14 protein-coding genes are annotated in these 20768 nt (G+C 39.0%); 11 read left to right on the top strand and 3 right to left on the bottom strand.

Going from position 1 to position 20768, the window contains the following annotated elements; translation table 11 throughout:
* Positions 1-11: 11 nt before the first annotated feature.
* Complete coding sequence (locus V7150_RS01975; protein ID WP_335513221.1) at positions 12-617, bottom strand: DedA family protein; 606 nt, start codon at positions 615-617, stop codon at positions 12-14.
* Positions 618-787: 170 nt separating this feature from the next.
* Between V7150_RS01975 and V7150_RS01970 the strand changes: the two genes are divergently transcribed.
* From V7150_RS01970 to V7150_RS01935, 8 genes are all read left to right on the top strand, one after another.
* Complete coding sequence (locus V7150_RS01970; RefSeq protein WP_335513108.1) at positions 788-2974, top strand: alpha-galactosidase; 2187 nt, start codon at positions 788-790, stop codon at positions 2972-2974.
* Between the two features lie 160 nt (positions 2975-3134).
* The gene (locus V7150_RS01965; RefSeq protein WP_335513106.1) at positions 3135-4823 is read left to right on the top strand and encodes a sensor histidine kinase; all 1689 of its coding nucleotides are present in this window, start codon (positions 3135-3137) and stop codon (positions 4821-4823) included.
* On the top strand, positions 4801-5934 hold the full coding sequence (locus V7150_RS01960) for a response regulator transcription factor (RefSeq protein ID WP_335513104.1): 1134 nt from the start codon (positions 4801-4803) through the stop codon (positions 5932-5934). Before V7150_RS01965 ends, V7150_RS01960 begins: the two co-directional genes overlap by 23 nt.
* A gap of 146 nt (positions 5935-6080) precedes the next feature.
* The gene (locus V7150_RS01955) at positions 6081-7337 is read left to right on the top strand and encodes an ABC transporter substrate-binding protein (RefSeq protein WP_335513102.1); all 1257 of its coding nucleotides are present in this window, start codon (positions 6081-6083) and stop codon (positions 7335-7337) included.
* Positions 7338-7448: 111 nt separating this feature from the next.
* Complete coding sequence (locus tag V7150_RS01950) at positions 7449-8348, top strand: carbohydrate ABC transporter permease (protein WP_420490243.1); 900 nt, start codon at positions 7449-7451, stop codon at positions 8346-8348.
* 25 nt (positions 8349-8373) lie between these two features.
* Positions 8374-9201, top strand: coding sequence for a carbohydrate ABC transporter permease (locus V7150_RS01945; protein WP_335513098.1), 828 nt, complete (start codon positions 8374-8376; stop codon positions 9199-9201).
* A 335-nt stretch (positions 9202-9536) separates the two neighbouring features.
* On the top strand, positions 9537-10835 hold the full coding sequence (locus V7150_RS01940; protein ID WP_335513097.1) for an MFS transporter: 1299 nt from the start codon (positions 9537-9539) through the stop codon (positions 10833-10835).
* A 15-nt stretch (positions 10836-10850) separates the two neighbouring features.
* A complete protein-coding gene (locus V7150_RS01935; protein ID WP_335513095.1) occupies positions 10851-12542 on the top strand; it encodes an amylo-alpha-1,6-glucosidase in 1692 nt (563 codons plus the stop codon).
* Between the two features lie 100 nt (positions 12543-12642).
* Here V7150_RS01935 and V7150_RS01930 read toward each other — a convergent pair whose 3' ends face one another.
* Positions 12643-13482, bottom strand: coding sequence for an AraC family transcriptional regulator (locus tag V7150_RS01930; RefSeq protein WP_335513093.1), 840 nt, complete (start codon positions 13480-13482; stop codon positions 12643-12645).
* Positions 13483-13695: 213 nt separating this feature from the next.
* Here V7150_RS01930 and V7150_RS01925 point away from each other — a divergent pair, with 213 nt between their 5' ends.
* Both V7150_RS01925 and ebgA read left to right on the top strand, forming a co-directional pair.
* Complete coding sequence (locus V7150_RS01925; protein ID WP_335513091.1) at positions 13696-15153, top strand: amino acid permease; 1458 nt, start codon at positions 13696-13698, stop codon at positions 15151-15153.
* A 13-nt stretch (positions 15154-15166) separates the two neighbouring features.
* Positions 15167-18223 carry a beta-galactosidase subunit alpha gene (ebgA, locus tag V7150_RS01920; RefSeq protein ID WP_335513089.1) on the top strand — a complete coding sequence of 1019 codons (3057 nt, stop codon included), beginning with the start codon at positions 15167-15169 and terminating at the stop codon, positions 18221-18223.
* Between the two features lie 64 nt (positions 18224-18287).
* On the opposite strand, the gene V7150_RS01915 is transcribed toward ebgA, so the two are convergent.
* Positions 18288-19688 carry a sigma-54 interaction domain-containing protein gene (locus V7150_RS01915; RefSeq protein ID WP_335513087.1) on the bottom strand — a complete coding sequence of 467 codons (1401 nt, stop codon included), beginning with the start codon at positions 19686-19688 and terminating at the stop codon, positions 18288-18290.
* 258 nt (positions 19689-19946) lie between these two features.
* On the opposite strand from V7150_RS01915, the gene V7150_RS01910 reads away from it, so the two are divergent.
* Positions 19947-20762: an SDR family NAD(P)-dependent oxidoreductase gene (locus V7150_RS01910; protein WP_335513084.1), complete on the top strand. Its 816-nt coding sequence runs from the start codon at positions 19947-19949 to the stop codon at positions 20760-20762.
* The last annotated feature ends 6 nt before the right edge of the window (positions 20763-20768 follow it).

Raw genomic sequence — 20768 nt, 5'->3', positions numbered from 1 at the left:
TTGTTGAAAAGTCACGATGAAGCGTTTTTCAGTGTTCTCCTTTTTCTCCTGTAGGAATAATAAATAATGAATCCGAAAAGACAAAGGATGATTAAATATATGCTATATCTAGAAAGGTAGGTTCCAACCATAACCCAGCTCCCTCCAAGTACTCTGCCCAAAGTGATAAAGGTAAAGCACCAGATAATCGCCCCTGTATAGGCAAATATGGCAAACTTTTTGTAGGAGTACTGGTTAATTCCTGCAAGATATGCCGTAATATGCCGTACTCCAGGAATAAAAAAACCGATGATGAGCAGGAACGGACCTAATTTATTAAATAATTTCCTTGTTTGATCAATCCTAGACTCACTGATATGAAGTTTAGGGCCAAATTTATGTAAAAACGGTATACCTAATTTGACACCAAAAATGAAGCTAAGCGTAATTCCACAACACGCCCCAATAAAGGCACATAAGAGAGAAGTCAGGTATGCTAATTTTCCTGCAAAAATAGTATAGCCCACATAGGTGAGCAGAACCTCATCAGGGATGGGCAGTCCAATTATGCCGCCGATTAAGGCAATAATTATCCCCATATAGCCAAAATGTTCAATTAGATAATTCAAATGCTGCATTATTACACGTCCTACATTCATTTCTAGAAAAAATAACAAGATAAAAAAGAAAAAACACCTTTCCCAACTTATCATCCGCAAAATTTCTCATTTTTATGTGGTACCTGACACCATTTTCACCATATCCGTAAATATAATAGTATAAATATTTTTCTTAGGAGTGAGATTTCATGCCGATTGAGTGGAATGAAGCAGATCAAGTGTTTCATTTATATAATAAGAAAGTTAGTTATCTAATTCAAATTGTTTATGGAAAGTATCCGGCACATTTATATTGGGGCAGGCGAGTGCAGGTGCTGCAGCCTTCATCCATACTCTCATTTAAAGGAAGGGCATTTTCGCCAACGACAGAGCCTGATGACCTCAAATTTTCACTCGATATACTCCCGCAAGAGTACCCTGCATTTGGGAATGGGGACTTCCGAAAGCCTGCCTATCTGCTTCGTACCCATGATGGTTCAACAATTACGGAATTTGTATATGATTCCCATGAGATTTTGAAAGGGAAGCGTCCGCTTAAAGGGTTGCCTTCCTCTTATATTGAAGATGATTCTGAGGCAGATACATTAGTAATTACAATGGTAGATTCCATATTGGGGATTGGATTGAATCTCAATTATACGATTTACCGTGACCTTGATGTAATAACAAGATCAGCGTCCTTCGAGCATCTTGGCAGTTATGCTATTGAAATACATAAATGTATGAGTATGTCAGTGGATTTCCACGAGTCGAATTGGGACTGGCTGCACCTTCATGGAACATGGGCAAGGGAGCGTCATATCGAACGCCAGCCGCTGCTCCATGGAATTCAATCAATTTCTTCCACAAGAGGCGCAAGCAGCCACCAGCATAATCCATTTCTTGCGTTACTTTCAAAGGATGCAACCGAAGAGTTGGGTGATGTTTATGGGATTAGTCTATTGTATAGCGGGAATTTTCAAGCCTCCATCGAAGTAGATCCTTTTGATACAACCAGGATCAGTATCGGGATTAATCCGTTTGATTTTATCTGGCTGAATAAGCCAGGTGAAATGTTTCAAACACCGGAGGCAGTAATGGTCTATTCTTCAGAAGGCATTGGCGGGATGTCGAGGACCTTTCATAAACTATTGCGAACCAGGGTGTGCCGCGGTGTTTATCGCGACAAAACACGCCCGATTCTAATCAATAATTGGGAAGCCACCTATTTTAACTTTACCGAAAAAATTTTAAAGGAACTTGCAGATGTGGCGAAAGGACTGGAAATTGAGTTGTTTGTCCTTGATGACGGCTGGTTTGGACACCGTGATAATGATAAGAGCTCTCTTGGTGATTGGGTCGTCAATAAGAAAAAACTCCCACATGGCATAAAGGGATTGGCAGATTATATTCAAAATAAGGGGATGCAATTTGGTTTGTGGGTAGAGCCGGAAATGGTATCGCCTGATAGCAATTTGTACCGCAAACACCCCGATTGGTGTCTGCATGTACCGGGGCGAAGCCGGACACTTTCCCGAAACCAGCTCGTCCTGGATTTAAGCAGGGAAGAAGTATGTGATTTTTTAATAAGAACTCTCACAAACATTTTCTCCAGTGCACCAATATCCTATGTAAAATGGGATATGAACAGAAATATGACAGAGGTGGGATCGGCAGCACTTCCTCCTGAAATGCAAAAGGAAACAGCTCATCGCTATATGCTTGGTTTGTATCGGATTTTAGAAACATTAACCGAGCGCTTTCCTGAGATTTTGTTTGAAAGCTGCTCGGGTGGCGGCGGCCGCTTTGATCCTGGCATACTCTATTACATGCCGCAAACGTGGACGAGTGATGATACAGACGCGGTTGAACGGTTAAAAATTCAATATGGAACAAGCATCGTTTATCCGGCGATTACCATGGGAGCGCATGTTTCGGATGTGCCGAACCACCAGGTAGGAAGAATGACACCTATACAAATGAGGTGTCATGTGGCAATGGCAGCCAATTTAGGGTTCGAATTAAGTGTCGGCAAGCTCAGCAATGAAGATAAATCAGTGATAGTAGAACAAATCCGTCTTTACCATCAAATTAAGGAGATTGTTCTGTTCGGTGACCAGTATCGATTGTTAAGTCCATTTGAAGGTATGGACACTGCATGGATGTATGTTACACCGAGCCAAGAACAGGCGGTTGTTTTTTACTATAAAACGCTGGCAACGCCGAATCCACCCTTTTTCCGTCTCAAATTACGAGGATTAAATCCTAAGCTGAAATACAGAATAAACAACGCTGAGCACCCTTTTTATGGAGACGAACTGATGCAAATCGGTAAAGACATGCCGCTGATTAAAAAGGACTATTCTTCATTTATCTTCCATATTAAAGCAATATAAGAGGTGCTAGATACATTATTAATGCTATACGGCTATGCACCCCTGTTTTCCCAAAAATGGTGCCTGAAACTATTTGGAAATAAAATTATCCTTTTCTTAAATATATGAATCAAGTATTGTTTTCATATAGGGGTAGCCAACTTGGGTGGGGGAACATACGATGTTTATGCTTAATCTTAGTACACAAAAAAGGCTGTTTATTATGTTTTTGATCGTGGCGTTAATTCCACTGTTAACATTAGGGATTATTTCATATGATCAATCGTCGAGAGTGGTGAATGGAAAGTTATCAAACTATAATCATTTTGCCGGCGAAAAGATTAAAACACAGCTGGACCAAATATTGGAGGATATGTATTATAGCGCAGCTGAAATTCAACAATATTTAGCAGATAGTACGTCTGTTAATCTACAGCATCAGGAGCCGCAAACGTATTCGGATTTTAAAGAAGTGAATAATTTAGAGAGGCTTTTGCAGGCTCATAAAAAGTCGAACATCCGAGGGATATATGTCATTACATCTTCGGGCTTTTACTACGGAGATTCTGACTTTAATGTGGAACAATTTAAGAAACAGGATATCTGGAAGCGAATTTATTGGAGTGGAAACTCAGAAATTGGTATTTACCAACCGTCCTATTATAAAAACAATACTTCCCATCATGTCCTTGGTTTAATTGTTCCATTGAAATTCTCCTACGGTGCATTAAACAATAGTTATCTATTAATTGAAACAAATATAGACGATTTATACGAATTAATGTCGGTATTGGAGAAGGATCTCCATTCAAGAATTACAATTAGAAATGAAGTAGGTCAACTGCTCTATCATACTAAAAGTGTCGAGGAAAATCGGGACGATGATATTATTTGGATGGAGCACACAAGAATCAATAATTGGGAATTTGAAATTCGCGTACCCCGAGACGAGTTTTATCAATCTTCTCGAGTGATACTCAAAATGGTTTCGATCGGGATCTTGATTGCTTTTTTACTAGCTCTCATCCTTTCTTATGTTTTTTCCAATCAGTTTACAAAAGGAATTTTGAAGCTGAAATTTGCCATTGATGAAGTGAGCAAGGGGATATTTGATGCAAAGCTGACCGTCAATACAAAGGATGAAATCGGGAAGCTTGGTTTGCATTTTAATCGGATGGTCGGGAAAATAAGGCAATTAATGGAGGAAGTAAGGGAAAAAGAATCAACAAAGCGAGAAGCTGAAATGAAAGCGGTTCACTATCAAATTAATCCTCATCTTCTGTTTAACACGTTAAATACGATTCAGTGGAAAGCTCGATTGGATGGGAATGAGGAAATTGGAAAAATGCTTTTGCATTTGACAAAGGTTCTAGAGGGAAATTTAAATTTTAATATTGAATTGATTTCTTTAAAAGAAGAGCTACAGTCGATTCAGCATTTCTTTGCCATTCAAGAGTTAAGATATGGGCCTAACTTTCACGTATCCTTGAAAATGAACGAGAAGCTTGAACGAGGGTTGATTCCAAGGATGACGTTACAGCCAATGCTTGAAAATATTTTTTTCCATGCTTTTGAGGATGGTAAAGGAAATATTGATCTAGAGTTTACTGAGAGTAATAACTATTTTCAGCTCATCATTAAGGATAATGGGAAAGGAATACCTCAGGAAAAGCTAAAAACATTATTTACGAGGCCAAATGAGAAAGTACGGGGTGGAATCGGATTATACAATGTAAATCAGAAGTTTTATATCCATTATGTGAAGGACTTTTTGATCAATACTGATTCAGTGGTCGGTAAAGGAACGACCATTACAATAACTTGGCCGGCAAGGTGGGTAGATCAATATGATGAAAACGGGAATCATTAAAGTATTAATTGTCGATGATGATACGATTGTTCGCAGAGGGTTAAGAGCAACAGTCGAATGGGAAAAGTTTGGGATGACCGTGGTCGCGGATGCTCCGAATGGAAAACGGGGCTGGGAGGAATTTTTAAACCATCAACCTGATATTGTCATAACTGATATCGTCATGCCAGAGGAGAATGGACTAGAATTTTCAAGGAAAATAAAAGCCCACGCACCTAATACGAAAATCCTCTTGCTCAGCTGCCATAAGGATTTTGAGTATGCACAAGAAGGATTAAAGCTAGGCGCCTCCGGATATTTATTAAAAACAGTATTTGATGATCAAGAGCTAGAGCATTTTTTAACTGCGTTTAAAAAAGAAATTGAAGGAACGCCGAAAAAGGCGGATACGGATTTTTCCGGATTCCAAGAATGCTTTCTATTATGGCTTAGTGGATATAAAAATGACTTCGAACAACGGTTGGACGAGCTCTTCAGTGATAAATGGAGATGGATGAATGATTCGTATTTTGCCTATTTCGTTCAAAATATGCCTCCCTCCGGTCAGGAGATTTTTCCTCCGTCAACTAAATTTGTCACTTTAACATTCGGAACAAATTTAACCTATTTCTTTATTGAAGAGTCTTTTCATACAGAATTTTTAGCACATTTAACAGAAACAAGGGTAGCACAACCAGACTTGAATTGGATTCATGCAGGTCCTTTATCTGGAAAGGGAGAATGGATGAAATCCGTGAGGGGGTTCCATCAAGCCCAGCGAAGGGATGGGCACTTGCATCATTATCCAACTGTAATTCTACATGCGGTGGAGTATATTGTAAGAAATTTATCAAACCCGATGACAGTATCAGACATTGCCGATGAGGTTGGAATGAGCAGGAGTCACTTAAGCACCTTATTTAAGAAAAAAATGGGTGACAGCATTCATTCATTTATCGAAAAGAAACGACTCCAGCTTACCAAACAGTTATTAATAGACTCCAGCGTGAACATTCAAGAGATTGGTGAGCAGATTGGAATTCAAGATGCCAAATATTTTAGTAAGTGGTTTAAACGGTGCACCGGGTATCCGCCATCTAATTATCGAATCCAACAAAAAGACGACAAATAGCTAACAAAATGACGATAAAAAATAAAAGTAAGGTAAAAATGCACGAATTATAAAACAAATAGAAGTGTTTAACCGCTTTCATACAAGATAAAATGAAAGCGGTTAAATTTTTTAATAATGAAAAAATAGACGAAAAGAGGGGTCCTATGAAGAAAAGGAAAATGTGGTTTTCGCTGCTTATAGCAGCAGTTGTCCTTGTCATGAGCGCATGCAGTTCAAACAATTCATCCGGAGATGGGAAAAAGGATGGGAAAACCGTCCTCCGCTTTGCAACCTGGGATACAGGGGATACATTGAAAATTCAGCAGGATATTGCTAAAGCCTTTGAAAAAGAAAATAAAGATGTAAAGGTGCAGGTTGAGGCTTACGGAGATGGATTTGATCAAAAGATCGCCGCCTCATTCGGAGCAAAAAATCCACCTGATGTTATGTATATGTGGGATTTTACTACGTATAACAAATCGCTTGAACCACTAGATGGATATGTACAGAAAGATCCTGATATTAAAATGGACGATTTTTACGAGGGCTTGTTTAACTATTCAAAAGTGGACGGCAAATTATATGGAATGCCGGCAGGTTTTTCAACAATGGTCGTATATTACAATAAAAAGCTTTTTGATCAATACCAGATTCCTTATCCAAAAGAAGGTTGGACATGGGATGAATTTAAAGAGATTGCGAAGAAGTTAACAGATAAAAGCAAAAAACAATATGGCTTTGCTGTAACGTCTGAGCCTGATACGTATGATTTACAAGGTTTGGTTTGGAGTAATGGCGGCAGCTTTATCAGCGATGATGGAAAGAAAATTGATGGAGCAATGAATAGCCCTGAAACGGTAGAAGCGCTTCAAATGTATGGAGATATGGTGAAAGATGGAATGGCAATTTCAACTGGTGGAAAAAATCAACAAAGTGCAAGTGAGATTTTTAAAGCCAATAAACTTGGTATGTTAATAAACGGCATTTGGCCAATTCAAGGCTATAAAGATGCGAAAGTTGATTTCGGAACTGCTATGATCCCTTCATTCGGTTCCAAACCTGTAAAAGGATTAATCTCATCCTCTTCTATTTCCATTGCTAAGGATTCAAAGCAAAAAGACTTAGCATGGAAGTTTGTGAAATTTTACTCTTCAGAACAAGCAATCAAGATGAGAACTGCCGATCTGCCGGTTCGTAAGAGTATCGTCGAAGAAACGAAAGTAAACGAAGATCCATTATATAAGCCATTTTATACAATGTTAGAAAATGCCACAAACACACCTGCGTTTTTACTGAATAAAAATTGGAACGAAATAAATCGCAACCTGTCTGCGGCGATTAATGCTGTCATGCTCGGACAAGACGGGAAGCCGCTGTTTGATAAAGCAGTGAAAGATTCTGAGAAATATTTAGATAAGTAAAAGGTGTTGGGGCTCTACATTCCTTAGTGGTGTAGAGCCCTTAGAAAATGGCAGGAGGAGGTTTTTATGAAATCGGGCTTGAGCGCAAGTATAACACCTTCATCAATTCAAATGAAGAGGAAAAAACAATGGAGTAAACTTATTCCATATTTATTCGTTGCACCGTGGATCATCGGATTTGTTGTATTCACACTTGGACCGTTACTATTTTCATTTGTTATTAGTTTTTTTGATTGGCCGATTGTCGGAGAGAAGAAGTTTATTGGATTTTCCAACTATACTACGATGTTTACAAATGACCCGATGTTTTGGCACTCCTTATGGGTCACTGTGAAGTTTGCTCTTTTCTTTGTTCCCTTAAACATTATTCTGGCCTTATTACTTGCGATTTTATTAAATCAAAAGGTAAAGGGAAGCTCCTTATTCCGTACGTTTTTCTACGTTCCGTCTGTCATTTCCGGCGTTGCTTTAGCGATGATCTGGGGAAGTGTTTTCGATGGGGAATACGGAATATTGAACTATTTACTTTCCTTAATTGGCATTGAAGGGCCGAATTGGTTAAATAGCACAAGCTGGGCACTCGTTGCGATGGTTATTGCTAGTTTGTGGGGCCAAGGGACCCTGATGCTGATCTTTTTAGCTGGATTGAAAAATATACCCCAAGATTTATACGAAGCAGCGGAAATTGATGGAGCGGGGAAAATCTTTCAGTTCTTCAAAATTACCGTTCCCTTATTATCACCAACCATTCTTTTTAATTTGATTATGACGATTATTGGTGCGTTTCAGCAGCTAACTCTTGCGTTAGTATTAACAGGTGGGGGACCACTTCAGTCAACCTATTTCTATGCGATGTATGTATACGAAAATGCATTTAAATATTTTAAAATGGGATATTCATCTGCAAATGCATGGATTATGTTTCTAATTGTATTAGCCCTAACCTTGCTCGTATTTAAATCGTCTAGTACGTGGGTGTATTACGAAAATGAAGTGAAAAATGATAAATAAAGAGAGAAATGGAGGTGCCCGCAGCATGAAAGGTAAAAAAAGATTACAAAAAAGTTTTGTGTATGGCTTGTTAATTGCCCTTTCGCTTTTATTTCTGCTGCCATTTTTTTGGATGGTTATGACATCATTAAAAGGTCCGGAAGAGCTTGCTCAATATCCGCCAAAACTTTTTCCTTCCGAATGGCATTTCGAAAACTTTGCAAAGGCATGGAACAGTCAGCCATTTAATGTTTTCTTAGTTAATAGTTTGATTGTAACAGCGCTAACAACAATTGGACAGATCATTTCTTCTACTCTCGTTGCTTATGGGTTTGCCCGGTTTAAATTTAAAGGGCGTGATGTCCTATTTATTATTTTGCTGGCGACAATGATGATCCCATGGGATGTAACCATGATTCCACAATATATGGAATTTAATTTATTTGGCTGGATTAATACGTTGAAGGCGTTAATTATTCCTTCATGGTTCGGTTCCGCCTTTTATATCTTCTTATTGCGTCAATTCATCATGTCGATTCCAAAGGAATTGGATGAAGCTGCAAGAATAGATGGAGCGAATGTGTTCCAAATTTATTATAAAATTTATTTACCATTAGTATGGCCAGTGATTGTTTTAATTGCGGTATTCAATATATTAGGAAGCTGGAATGATTATTTAGGACCATTGATTTTCTTAAATGACCAAAGTAAATATACGTTGACCCTCGGTTTAGCACAATTTAAAGGTGTTCATGATGTAAATACGAATGGAATCATGGCCGTAACTTTCTTAATTAGTATTGTTCCGCTCGTTCTATTTTTCTTGGCACAAAAGAAAATTGTTGAAGGTGTACAAACAACAGGTTTGAAATAACATATCGAATGGGTGAATCTAGGTTCATCCATTTTGTTTTAAAAGGGCTGTTTTCTAAAAGATTGTTGTTTTTAAATAGGTTTTGAAAAAAAGTTGATTGGAGCGGAAGGTGCGAGACTCCTGCGGGAGCAGCGGGACAGGTGAGACCCCACAGGCGCAAGGCGCCGAGGAGGCTCACCGCCCGCCCCGCGGAAAGCGAGCATCCTGGAGCGGAAATCAACCACGCCTCTTTTTGGTTAAATAGCAACAAAGTTTACGAAAACAGCCTTTAAAAGAAAGCATTTTTGAAACGTACTCTTCCACTTTTCTACAAACATGAAAGGTTGAAACACTCTATGATACAGTCATTACAATTTCTATCTTTGCCGTCAGGTGTGAAACGTTTTTTGGCCACTGAATCACTGTACGGGCTGAGCATTGGAATGTTCACCTTGATTTTGAATCTTCATTTCATTGAAATGGGTATCTCCGAAAAGCAAATAGGCTTTATCACATCAATGGGAATTTTAGTGATGGGAATCTTTGCAATCCCTGTGAGCATTCTGGCCAAAAAAACCGGCCGAAAAAAGCTGCTGGTTTCAGGGATCATGAGTATTGCCATTGGATGCAGCATTTTTGCTTTTGCGGAAAGCTTTGCCTTATTTTTGGGGGCTCAATTTATCGTATCGATTGGTCTGACCCTTGTAGAAACGACGGAAATACAGCTTTTGTTCCATTATAGCCGTTCAAAAAGGGAAGAAACTCAGGCATACAGCTTTTTATTTGCCGTCTTTACCGCTTTTACCGGAGTGGGAACATTGCTTGGGGGGTTTTTGCCGAATTGGATTGAGCTTTCTGGGAGGGGCTACCAAAACACATTAATAGCCACCTCGATATTATTTCTATTATTAGCTTGTGCAAGGGGAGGGCTGCTTCCGTCTGAGAAGGGGAGGGAACCTTTACGTCAGACAAAAATGGAAATGAAAGAGGGAACCGCATCAAAACGGAAGGTGTTTTATCGAACAAAGGGAAAGAATTCCCGCAAACTTCAGCAAAAATTACTATTTTTTGCGGTATTCTCCCTGATTACTGGCGGAGCAGTGTCCTGCTTACAGCCTTATTTAAACTTATTTATCAAGTTTCGCTTTGATTTCTCGAATGAGGCTGTGTCGATCCTGTTGGCTTTAAATGGCCTGGCATTGTTCATTGGTTCTGTTTTTTCGCCGTCGATGATAGACCGATTTGGGATGAAAAAGACACTTTTTTACATTTATATGATAAATAGTATTCTCTGCCTTATTTTATTTTTGAACATTCCGGCCTTTTTCTTTTCGGGACTTTTACTAATAAGAGGAGGGGTTTTTACGATGCTGACAAATCTGGTCGACAGCTTATCGATGTCCTCGTTCAAAGATGAAGAACGCGATTTGTATGCCGGGGTTCGAGCGGTGTTCCGCAGCATTGGTTCTGCATTAGCAGCCTTTATGATAGGAACGATCTTAGCAGGTAAAAACTATACACTTCCATTTTTGCTGGCTAGCTTGCTCATCCTCCTCGGATATGTGTATTTTGCTAATGTAATCAGACCGAAATTTTTCGAAACGGATCCGGAATTTCAAACGAGTAGTCAAGGTGAGATAACAAATGAATGTTGAAAGAGAAGTGATCATATGTTTGATATTAAAAAAATTCCCTTCAGCCGTTACGGTTCTTTTATAACGATTTCACCAAATCATCATGAGGGCAGCGAAGGGACACTTTATATTCGCAATATCCGGAACGGTGATAACGATTTTGGGGCAGTGTTTCAGATTGATCTTATTAGCGAGGGAAAATACTTATCTTATAATTCGGTGTTAAGTCCGAGCATTCTCCGGCTTGAAGCTCCTGAAGGTTTTGCAGAATTTTGCATTACGGAGGCTCGTGTTTTACAAATAAGAAGTCATGGAGTAGGGGTAAGGTTGACGGGTGTTACCGGTGCATATGATTACGCTGTCTTTGTGAAAGAGAATCGGTGGGAAGTCAATCATTCGCTTCAGGAAATGCGCTATATGGTTACGGCTGTAAAAGGGCGGATTGAAATGGATGCCCCTTTCAAAGAACAGCGTTGTGAGAAAATCATTGCTGATTTTCTGCCAGAGCCGCAATCGGCGGAAATGGAATGTGTGCTAGAAGAATTTACGACCGTTTACCAGCCTCGTTCCTATGCTACTTTTTCAGAAGGCCATGAAATTGTTAAAAAAGAATACAAGTTGTGGCAGGAGAATACGCTTGAAACTCCTAATGAGTTTATCAGAGGGAAAGAACTAGCTTCTTATATTACTTGGTCCTGTGTTGTTTCTCCTGAAGGAAAACTAACAAGGCCAGCCATGTATATGTCGAAAAATTGGATGACAAACATTTGGAGCTGGGATCACTGCTTCAATGCCCTGGCGTTAGCAAAAAATTCCCCAAAACTGGCTTGGGATCAGTTTATGATCTTTTTTGATGCCCAGGATGAGTCGGGAATGCTGCCAGACTTCATCAATAACAGGTTTGCATTGTGGAACTTCACGAAACCGCCAATCCATGGCTGGACACTAAGACGTATGTGGGAGCAAAACGAATTTATTAACGCGGATAAGTTGCAAGAGGTTTATCAGCTGTTGATAAAATGGACGAAGTGGTGGCTGACATTCCAAGACAGTGACAATGACGGGATTCCGCAATACAATCACGGAAATGACAGCGGCTGGGATAATAGCACGATTTTTCACAAAGGAACGCCAATTGAAAGTCCTGACCTATCCTCGTTCTTAGTGCTGCAAATGGAAGTATTGTCGGAAATCGCTCTCAAGCTTGGTAAGGTAGATGAAGCCGATAAATGGCTACGGGAATCTCAAGCATTGTTAACGAGAATGATCGACCATTTTTGGAATGGACAGCAATTTGTAGCAAAACGTTCCGGCACCCATGAAGTTATTGAATCAGATAGTTTAGTTTTATATGTTCCTCTGATTCTCGGAAAAAGGCTGCCAGTAGAAATTTTAGAGAAATTGGTTGAGGGTATTACGCAAAAGGGATTTTTAACAGAATATGGCCTGGCAACGGAGCTCCCGGACAGTCCGTACTACCGGGAGGATGGCTATTGGCGGGGGCCGATTTGGGCACCAACCACCATGCTGCTTGTCGACGGTCTCATTTCGTCTGGACAAGAAGAATTAGCTCTTGAAATCGCAAGGAAATTCTGTTCGATGGCATCTAAATCAGGAATGGCAGAAAACTATAATGCGCTAACCGGCCAAGGCCTACGCGACCCGGCATTTACCTGGACATCCAGTACCTTTTTAATCCTGGCTAATCACATTGCTAAAACAAAATAAAAGACAATATTAAAGACAAAAATCAAAGATTACAAGCCCAAAATGTCTCCAATAGGCTACAATGTGTAGAATGCTGCAAGGCCTTTAATCTTGCAGCATTCTAATTATCAATGTTTTTGATGAATTGCATCCGATAAGTAATTGGGGACATGCCTTTATGTTTTGTAAATAGCTTGGAAAAGTGAGAAGCGGTGTTGAAACCAGTTAACTCGCTTATTTCACTTACGGAAAAACTGCTTTTTCGAAGCAAATCACATGCCTTATTAAGCCGATAGTGAATGATATAAGCTTGAGGACTATACTTCACATATAATTTAAACAACTTAAATAAATAGGTACGATCAACATTGATTTCATCCGCAACAGATGCAACCGATAAGCTATGCAGATTATAACGTCCATGAATAATATCCAATGCCCATTTGACATATTTTTCTGCCTCATTAAATGAATAGCGCAGCTCATTTTCATGCTCAACCATCAAAATATTAAATAAAATATAAAGATTCCCAAGAGCGGCATATAATTTTCCTCTATCACAACTGTTATAAATTTCTTCAAATAGTTTCTCTACAGTTTCATCTTTATTGTAAGAGATCGTAAATTTATCATTACTAAAGCCACATTGTTTTAAAAGAGAACTACATTTTGTTCCTTTAAATCCCAACCATCGGTAGCTCCAAGGATTTCCTATAAGGGGATAATAATTATTATCCGTATGTGGAGGGATTAAAAACATATCTCCGGCACCAAGCTTGTGTACATCACCATTTATAAAAAATAATCCTTCTCCACTGGTCACATAATGGAGTAAATAATAATCTAACTGTTCATATTGGTATGGATCCCTCGGTTTAACATCCTCGTACCCACATTCATAAATAAATAGCTCTTCACCAGTCTTTTCATCAGTTTGGAAAATACCAATTGAATCAAACATACGATCACTCCGTTTTTCAACATAATGACATATTGTTGCAACACAAGTATATGGAAACCCTTACATCATATCCGTAAAATGAAACCGTAAACACATTATATAACAACGATTTTATATCAATTAAACTTGGGTGTAAATCTTTGGTGTGTTTATGGTTTGCCATTACTCTGCAACATTTCACCGATTGTCCACAATTTGAAGGAGATGACAAAATTGGAGCAGTCAAGAAAAAAAATAAGTTCTACCGCTTTGTTGTTAATGACGTTTACTGCCGTTTTTGCTTTTAACAGTATTATCAACAACAGCATCAGTATCGGGTTAGCGTCAATACCAGCGTATATCGTTGCAACAGTATTTTACTTCTTCCCATTCGCCCTGATGATAGGGGAGTTTGCTTCAGCGAATCAAAACTCAGAATCTGGGGTTTATAGCTGGATCCGAACTTCTCTTGGAGACAAATGGGCATTCCTTGGTTCATGGTCCTATTTCTTTGTAAACTTATTTTATTTTACAGCGCTATTACCACAAATCATCATTTATGCTTCCTACACTTTTTTAGGTCGAAATGTTTTTGAAGGTAATAAGGGTACGATTATTATTTCACTTGTTTCTATTGTTCTCTTCTGGTTGTCAACCTATGTTTCCACTCGTGGAGTCGGCTGGATTTCAAAAGTAACAAACATTTCAGGTATTGCACGTTTGATACTTGGTTTAGGATTTATTGTTTTAGCATTTGGCGTTGTTCTAATCTTTGGAAAAGAACCAGCACAAACATTTAGTGCTTCTTCCATTACACCAAAATTTAACTGGACTTTTTTCATGACAATGGCATGGATCTTCCAGGCAGTAGGTGGGGCAGAAAGCGTTGGTGTCTATGTGAAAGACGTGAAAGGCGGGAATAAATCTTTCATCAAAACGATGTTATTTTCCACTATTGCAATTGGGCTAATTTATAGCTTAGGCTGTGTAGCTGTTGGTTTAGTCGTTCCATCAAAAGTACTAGCAAACAACTATTCGAATGGTTTATTTGATGCTTTTAAAATCATTGGTTCTCATTACGGCATTGGCAACAAGATTACAAATGTTGTCGGACTAACCATGATGATTGCAAGTCTTGGATCGCTTGTTATTTGGACAGCGGCACCAGTGAAAATTTTATTCTCAGAAATTCCTGAAGGCATCTTTGGTAAATGGGTTGCCAAAACCAATCATGAAGGAAACCCTGTCAATGCGCTTTACTTACAAGCTGCAATTGTAACCGTGTTGCTTCTTATTCCTGCAATAGGTATCGGATCAATGAATACGTTTTTACAAACATTGATTAACATGACAGCTTCAACTGCTATCATTCCAGTACTCTTTTTGTTAATTGCATATATCAATATGCGTATGAAAAAAGACAGTTTGGAACGTAGCTTTAAAATGGGCGGACGAACATTGGGGATTTTCGTTGGATTCCTTATCCTTGCTATCTTTTTCCTTTCATTCCTGGTTTCTACATTCCCGGAACCAAGTGTGATTATGGAATATATTGAAACCGGAAAAGTGGCCGGGGATGGAGCCAACCCAATATTTGTCTTGCTCTATAATGTTCTTGGTATCGTTATCTTTTTAGGATTTGCGGCGATTTGTTATCGCCGTTATGAAAAAAAACTCCAACAACAAATGTAAAGGGGAAATAATGATGAAAAAATTAAAAAGATGGGAAGATATTCATACAGACGGTTTAAACCGCATGAGCGCCCGTGCTCACTTTAACAGCTTTCCTTCCCGGACAACTGCAGAAACGCAAGAAGCGAGCAATACTCACTATTATCAAAACCTTAACGGAACATGGAAATTTACCTTCCTTGAAGCACCTGAATATTGGCCGGATGGCTTTTATCAAGATGAGTTGAATACAAAGGATTGGGACGATATTGCCGTTCCTGGCAACTGGCAGCTACAGGGCTATGGGAAGATGCATTATTCTGATCTGTGGTATAACTTTCCAATTATACCGCCTCATGTGCCAACAGATAATCCGACAGGCATTTACCGTCGTGAATTTGAATTAGATCGAAATCTTGATAGAGAACAACTAATCCTTCGTTTTAATGGGGTTGATTCGGCCTACGAACTGTTTGTAAACGGCGAGTTTGCCGGCTATAGTAAAGGTGCGCGGATTCAAGCTGAATTCGATATTACCGGCCTATGCCGTCAAGGTACAAACACCCTGACTGTCCGCGTGTTCCAGTGGTCAGATGGCACCTATTTAGAAGATCAGGATATGTGGTGGCTAAGTGGGATCTTCCGTGATGTCGAACTATATACAAAACCAACAGCAGGTCTTAATGACTATACTGTAAGCACGGAGTTTGATAGTGAATGGCAGGATGCAATCTTATCAGTTTCGGTTAAGCTCACGGAACAACGTGGCCAAACGATTGCTTATGAATTAATCGACCCAGACGGAAAGCAAGTTTTTATTGAGGAAAAAAAGGCAGACGAGTCTTTCGGCAAACATGTGTCAGCGCCATTGAAATGGAGTGCAGAAGAACCTAATTTATATCATCTATATATGACAGTTAAAGAGAATGATAGGATAATTGAAGTTATTCACCAGCATGTAGGCTTCCGCTCTATCGTTCTAGCTGGAGAAACATTCCTTGTAAATGGTGTCGCAATCAAATTCAAGGGTGTAAACCGTCATGACTACAACCCGAAGACGGGACGAGTGGTGACGAAAGCGGAAATTGAGCGCGACATTAAGACAATGAAGCAAAATAACATCAACGCCATTCGTACTGCCCATTATCCAAACTCTCATTCCCTCTATGATCTTTGTGATCAATACGGAATGTATGTGATTGATGAAACGGATTTAGAATGTCACGGCTTTGAGCTAACAGGAAAATATGATTGGATCAGCGATGATCCTGCCTGGGAAACCGCTTATGTTTCCCGGCTTGAACGGATGATCGAGCGCGACAAAAACCATCCTTGTATTATCATGTGGTCGCTTGGTAATGAATCGGCCTTTGGTCATAACTTCCGAGCTATGGCCAAACGGGCGAAGGAGATGGATCCAACACGTCTTGTTCATTATGAAGGAGATCGAGAAGCCGAAGTAACCGACGTATATAGCACGATGTATACATGGCTAGAGCGTCAAGATGACCGACTGACAATGGAGAAGGTAATTGAAAGAACAAAAAAACCACATATTCTCTGTGAGTATGCCCATGCGATGGGAAATGGGCCTGGTAATCTGAAAGAATATCAGGACTTATTTTACAAGCATGATAAACTTCAAGGCGGATTTATTTGGGAATGGTTTGATCACGGTATCGAAACACTTTCGGGAGATGGTACTGTTTACTATCGTTACGGCGGCGATTTTGGCGACGATCCGACAAATGGAAACTTCTGTATCGATGGATTAATCATGCCTGATGGTACGCCGTCACCAAGTTTATTTGAATACAAGAAAGTCATTGAGCCAGTTCAAACAGAACGTATTGATCTTGAAAAGGGACTTTTCCGACTTATTAATCGCTATGATTTCCTCTCACTGGACCATTTAGAATTGACTTGCTCACGTTATGAGGATGATAAATTGCTAGAATCCTTTACTGTTGATATTCCAAAGCTAGTTGGACGTGAAACAGCAGAGCTTCAACTGCCTGTAGGAAAAGATGAGGAAAAAATAAGCGGCGCCAATTATTATTTCGTATTTTCCTATACACTAAAACAAGATACACCATGGGCATCTAAAGGCCATGAACTAGCAAATGCTTCCTTTGTACTCCCTGGTAAGGAAAAGCTGCCAAAAGTACATGCTGATGGTGATCTCCAAGTAACAAAAGAAGGCGCCTTTCTAACGGTTTCCGGCACTGATTTCACCGTAACCTTCGATTGTGTCAAAGGGGCTCTAAAACAAGTAACCCGTAACGGAAAAGTTCAGATTGAGAAGGGACCGCAGTTCAATTTCTGGCGTGCGCCGATTGATAATGATATGTACTTACTCAATGATTACCGGACACAATATTTCATGCATTTAGGTCATGAAATTGTTGAAGATGTACACTATGAATTAAAAGACGGAGTGTTTGAATGGCATACAGATGCAATGTACGGATCAACAAACAGTTCTTGGTATTATCAACTTCAATATCATTACAGCATCTATCCGGACGGTGACATTGTTTGTAAGATTGATGGAGTAGCATCAGGCATGAAAGAAAACGCGCCTGTAATGGTTCCACGTCTTGGTCTGCATCTGCAATTAAACAAAGATTTTGCTCAAACGGAGTGGCGCGGCAGAGGACCTGGTGAAAGTTATGTTGACTCGAAAGAAGCGAATCATTTAGGTGTATATAGAAAAACAGTTGATGAGTTATTTACCAATTATGTGAAACCGCAAGAAAACGGCAACCGTTCTGATTGTGATTGGGTTAGCTTTACCGACAATGAAACGAATGGCCTCATTTTTATCGCCAATCAGACATTTGATTTTAGTGCTTCCAACTATGAAATTAGCGATCTTGAACTAGCAAAACATACCGTTGATTTGAAACCGAGGGACTACGTTGTCTTAAATCTTGATTACAAGCAAAATGGACTCGGCAGTAATTCCTGCGGACAAAACCAACTAGAAAAATACCGATGTAAATTTGAAGATTTCACTCTGAAATTCCGGATTTCACCAATTAATAGTGAACACACAACAGCGGTTAAACTTGGCCGCGAAAAATGCTAAATAGGGTTATTTAACGATAAAAAGCGAGGAGCACGCTCTTCGCTTTTTTACTTATTAAGAAGACTTAAGTCCGAATCTGAAGTTTGTCAATTTTTCTATATAATGTACGAATGCTAATACCTAGGTCCTTTGCTGCCATTTGTTTTCCATTATGACTATTACCGTAGTACTGCAGCTTTCGGAGAATGACTTCTCTTTCAGCTTCAACCAGTGCCGGTGCTTGCTCTTGCTCTGTTATTTGATTACTAATTCGTTTATTTAAAAGGTATGGGGGAAGCGAGTTTTTTGTTAAAACGGTTTCTGTTTCTATATTCATACTGTATTCAATCACATTTTCAAGCTCACGTAAATTTCCCGGCCAATGGTAGGAAGATAAAATACTCATGTACTCTTCAGTACAGGAATGGATATACTTTCCCGTTCGTTCCTGTAATTTTTCCATAAAGTGCACTACTAATAGTTCTAAGTCGCCCATCCTTTTTCTTAATGGTGGAATCGTAATGGGTATGACATTCAATCGATAAAATAGATCGGAACGAAATAAGTTTTCCTTCATTAATTCATCTAAGGACTGATTCGTTGCCGTTATAAGACGGATACTTACTTTCTTTGAAGTAGTTCCTCCAAGACGCTGGATGATTCCATCCTGTAATACCTTTAATAATTTTGGCTGTAAACTAATTGGTAAATCAGCAATTTCATCTAAAAATAATGTTCCCTTATCCGCTAGTTCGAAATATCCTTGTTTTCCCTTCCTTCTTGCATTCGTAAAAGCACCCTCTTCATATCCAAATAATTCACTTTCAAATAGATTCTCTGGAATGGTCGCACAGTTTAATTCGACAAAGGCACCCTTGCTTACAGGACTGTGTTGATGGATATACTGAGCTAACAAACTTTTTCCGGTTCCGGTTTCACCAGTTATTAAAATAGAGGAGGTACTATTTCTAATGCTCTTTATTAGGTTATTGATTTGTATAAAGGACTGGCTATTCCCAAAAATATAGTTTGTGTCTATTTGAGCACTATGCTCACTACCCTTGAATTCGTCAATTTCTCGTAAAATTGAAATAATGATTTCTTTTAAACGGGAGAGCCATTCAACATAATATTCTTTGTTTTCTATGAGTATTTTCTCGTTTTCCTGAGAGAAGCTGACAAAGGATAAATAGCCATATTTTTTTCCATTAATAATCATATCTTGAACGAGCTCAGCTTTAGAAGGGCAGTTATTAATAAAATGGCAGCCCTCACAAGTCTTCATCTTTCCAGGTTGATGTAGAAAGGTAATGTGATGTCCATACAATGTATTAAAAAATGGAACATAGACTTTCCTTCCTTTACGTCGTACATATTCCTCAGTTGCTGCAATTAGTTTTCCATCGGGATTAAAACAAGCAATATCAACGTGAAGGAGCCTTGAAAAAGCTTGGATCACTTTTGAAATCGAATTGAGGAGCAGCAAACATAATCCCTCCACCTATTTGAACGTTATTATTTTCGAACGTGTTACTTTAATTTTATTTTTATAATTCCGAATAGTCAATTAAATTAATTGAAAGTGGTGACATAATTGGCAATCTATATGTCATTTTTGACACAATTTCTAAACAGAGAAATCGACCAATGGTTTTATAAAAGTTATATTTCCTTCATTTTTAGATAAATCTTAATATTGGTACAATATTTGCAAGTAATTAATTGAAAGAAAACAGAAGTATTTTTGCAAAAACAAAGCAAAGAAAGGTTGGTGTTTACCTTGAATTATGAAGAATTAGTAGGAATAAAAAATAAAGTGGTTGCGATTACAGGTGCCGCTTCTGGGATCGGTTTGGCAACGGCCGAATTGTTTGCGGAAGCAGGTGCCTATGTAGCATTGATAGACATTAATGAAGAGCGGGGAATTCATCTTGCGAACGAGATGAATGACAAGGGCTGGAAAGCAGGATTTTTTAAATGTGATGTCACTTCATCGATTGAATGTGAAATAACAGCACTTAAAATAGAAAAGGAATTTGGAAGAATCGATGTTTTATTTAATAATGCCGGGGTTATTCGAAGAAAAACAGTTGTTGACCACACGGAAGAGGATTGGGATTTAGTGCTCAATGTTTCATTAAAAGGAGCCTTTTTATTATCAAAATATATCATCCCACTAATGGCTAAAAACGGTGGAGGAAGTGTTGTTAATACGGGTTCCGGCTGGGGGCTGAAAGGTGGAGATGTAGCAGCTTCTTATTGTGCGGCGAAAGCGGGTGTAGTCAATTTAACGAAAGCAATGGCAATCGATCATGGAAAACAGAATATACGTGTCAATTGCATCTGTCCTGGTGACACAGATACACCGTTATTAAGAGATGAAGCCAAGCAATTGCAATTTGACGAAGAATCGTTTCTTGCATCGTCAGCAGTAGGACGGCCGCTTGAAAGGATTGGAACGCCTCAAGATATTGCAAAAGGAGTGTTATTTCTGGCAAGTGATATGGCGTCGTGGGTCACAGGTACAGTATTAACAGTAGATGGCGGAGGTTTAGCCTAAAACGAG

The organism is Neobacillus drentensis, from assembly GCF_036965245.1.
Classification (GTDB): domain Bacteria; phylum Bacillota; class Bacilli; order Bacillales; family Cytobacillaceae; genus Neobacillus; species Neobacillus drentensis_G.
Note: the sequence above shows the minus strand (reverse complement) of the source record. Positions and strands in the feature narration are given on the sequence as shown.

What these genes read in the sequence shown, in the direction of transcription:
- V7150_RS01975 (WP_335513221.1), bottom strand. Translation starts at nt 617, where the DNA reads ATGCAGCATTTGAATTATCTAATTGAACATTTTGGCTATATGGGGATA.
- V7150_RS01960 (WP_335513104.1), top strand. Translation starts at nt 4,801, where the DNA reads ATGATGAAAACGGGAATCATTAAAGTATTAATTGTCGATGATGATACG.
- V7150_RS01935 (WP_335513095.1), top strand. Translation starts at nt 10,851, where the DNA reads ATGTTTGATATTAAAAAAATTCCCTTCAGCCGTTACGGTTCTTTTATA.
- V7150_RS01940 (WP_335513097.1), top strand. Translation starts at nt 9,537, where the DNA reads ATGATACAGTCATTACAATTTCTATCTTTGCCGTCAGGTGTGAAACGT.
- V7150_RS01955 (WP_335513102.1), top strand. Translation starts at nt 6,081, where the DNA reads ATGAAGAAAAGGAAAATGTGGTTTTCGCTGCTTATAGCAGCAGTTGTC.
- V7150_RS01965 (WP_335513106.1), top strand. Translation starts at nt 3,135, where the DNA reads ATGTTTATGCTTAATCTTAGTACACAAAAAAGGCTGTTTATTATGTTT.
- V7150_RS01945 (WP_335513098.1), top strand. Translation starts at nt 8,374, where the DNA reads ATGAAAGGTAAAAAAAGATTACAAAAAAGTTTTGTGTATGGCTTGTTA.
- V7150_RS01950 (WP_420490243.1), top strand. Translation starts at nt 7,449, where the DNA reads ATGAAGAGGAAAAAACAATGGAGTAAACTTATTCCATATTTATTCGTT.
- V7150_RS01930 (WP_335513093.1), bottom strand. Translation starts at nt 13,482, where the DNA reads ATGTTTGATTCAATTGGTATTTTCCAAACTGATGAAAAGACTGGTGAA.
- ebgA (WP_335513089.1), top strand. Translation starts at nt 15,167, where the DNA reads ATGAAAAAATTAAAAAGATGGGAAGATATTCATACAGACGGTTTAAAC.
- V7150_RS01970 (WP_335513108.1), top strand. Translation starts at nt 788, where the DNA reads ATGCCGATTGAGTGGAATGAAGCAGATCAAGTGTTTCATTTATATAAT.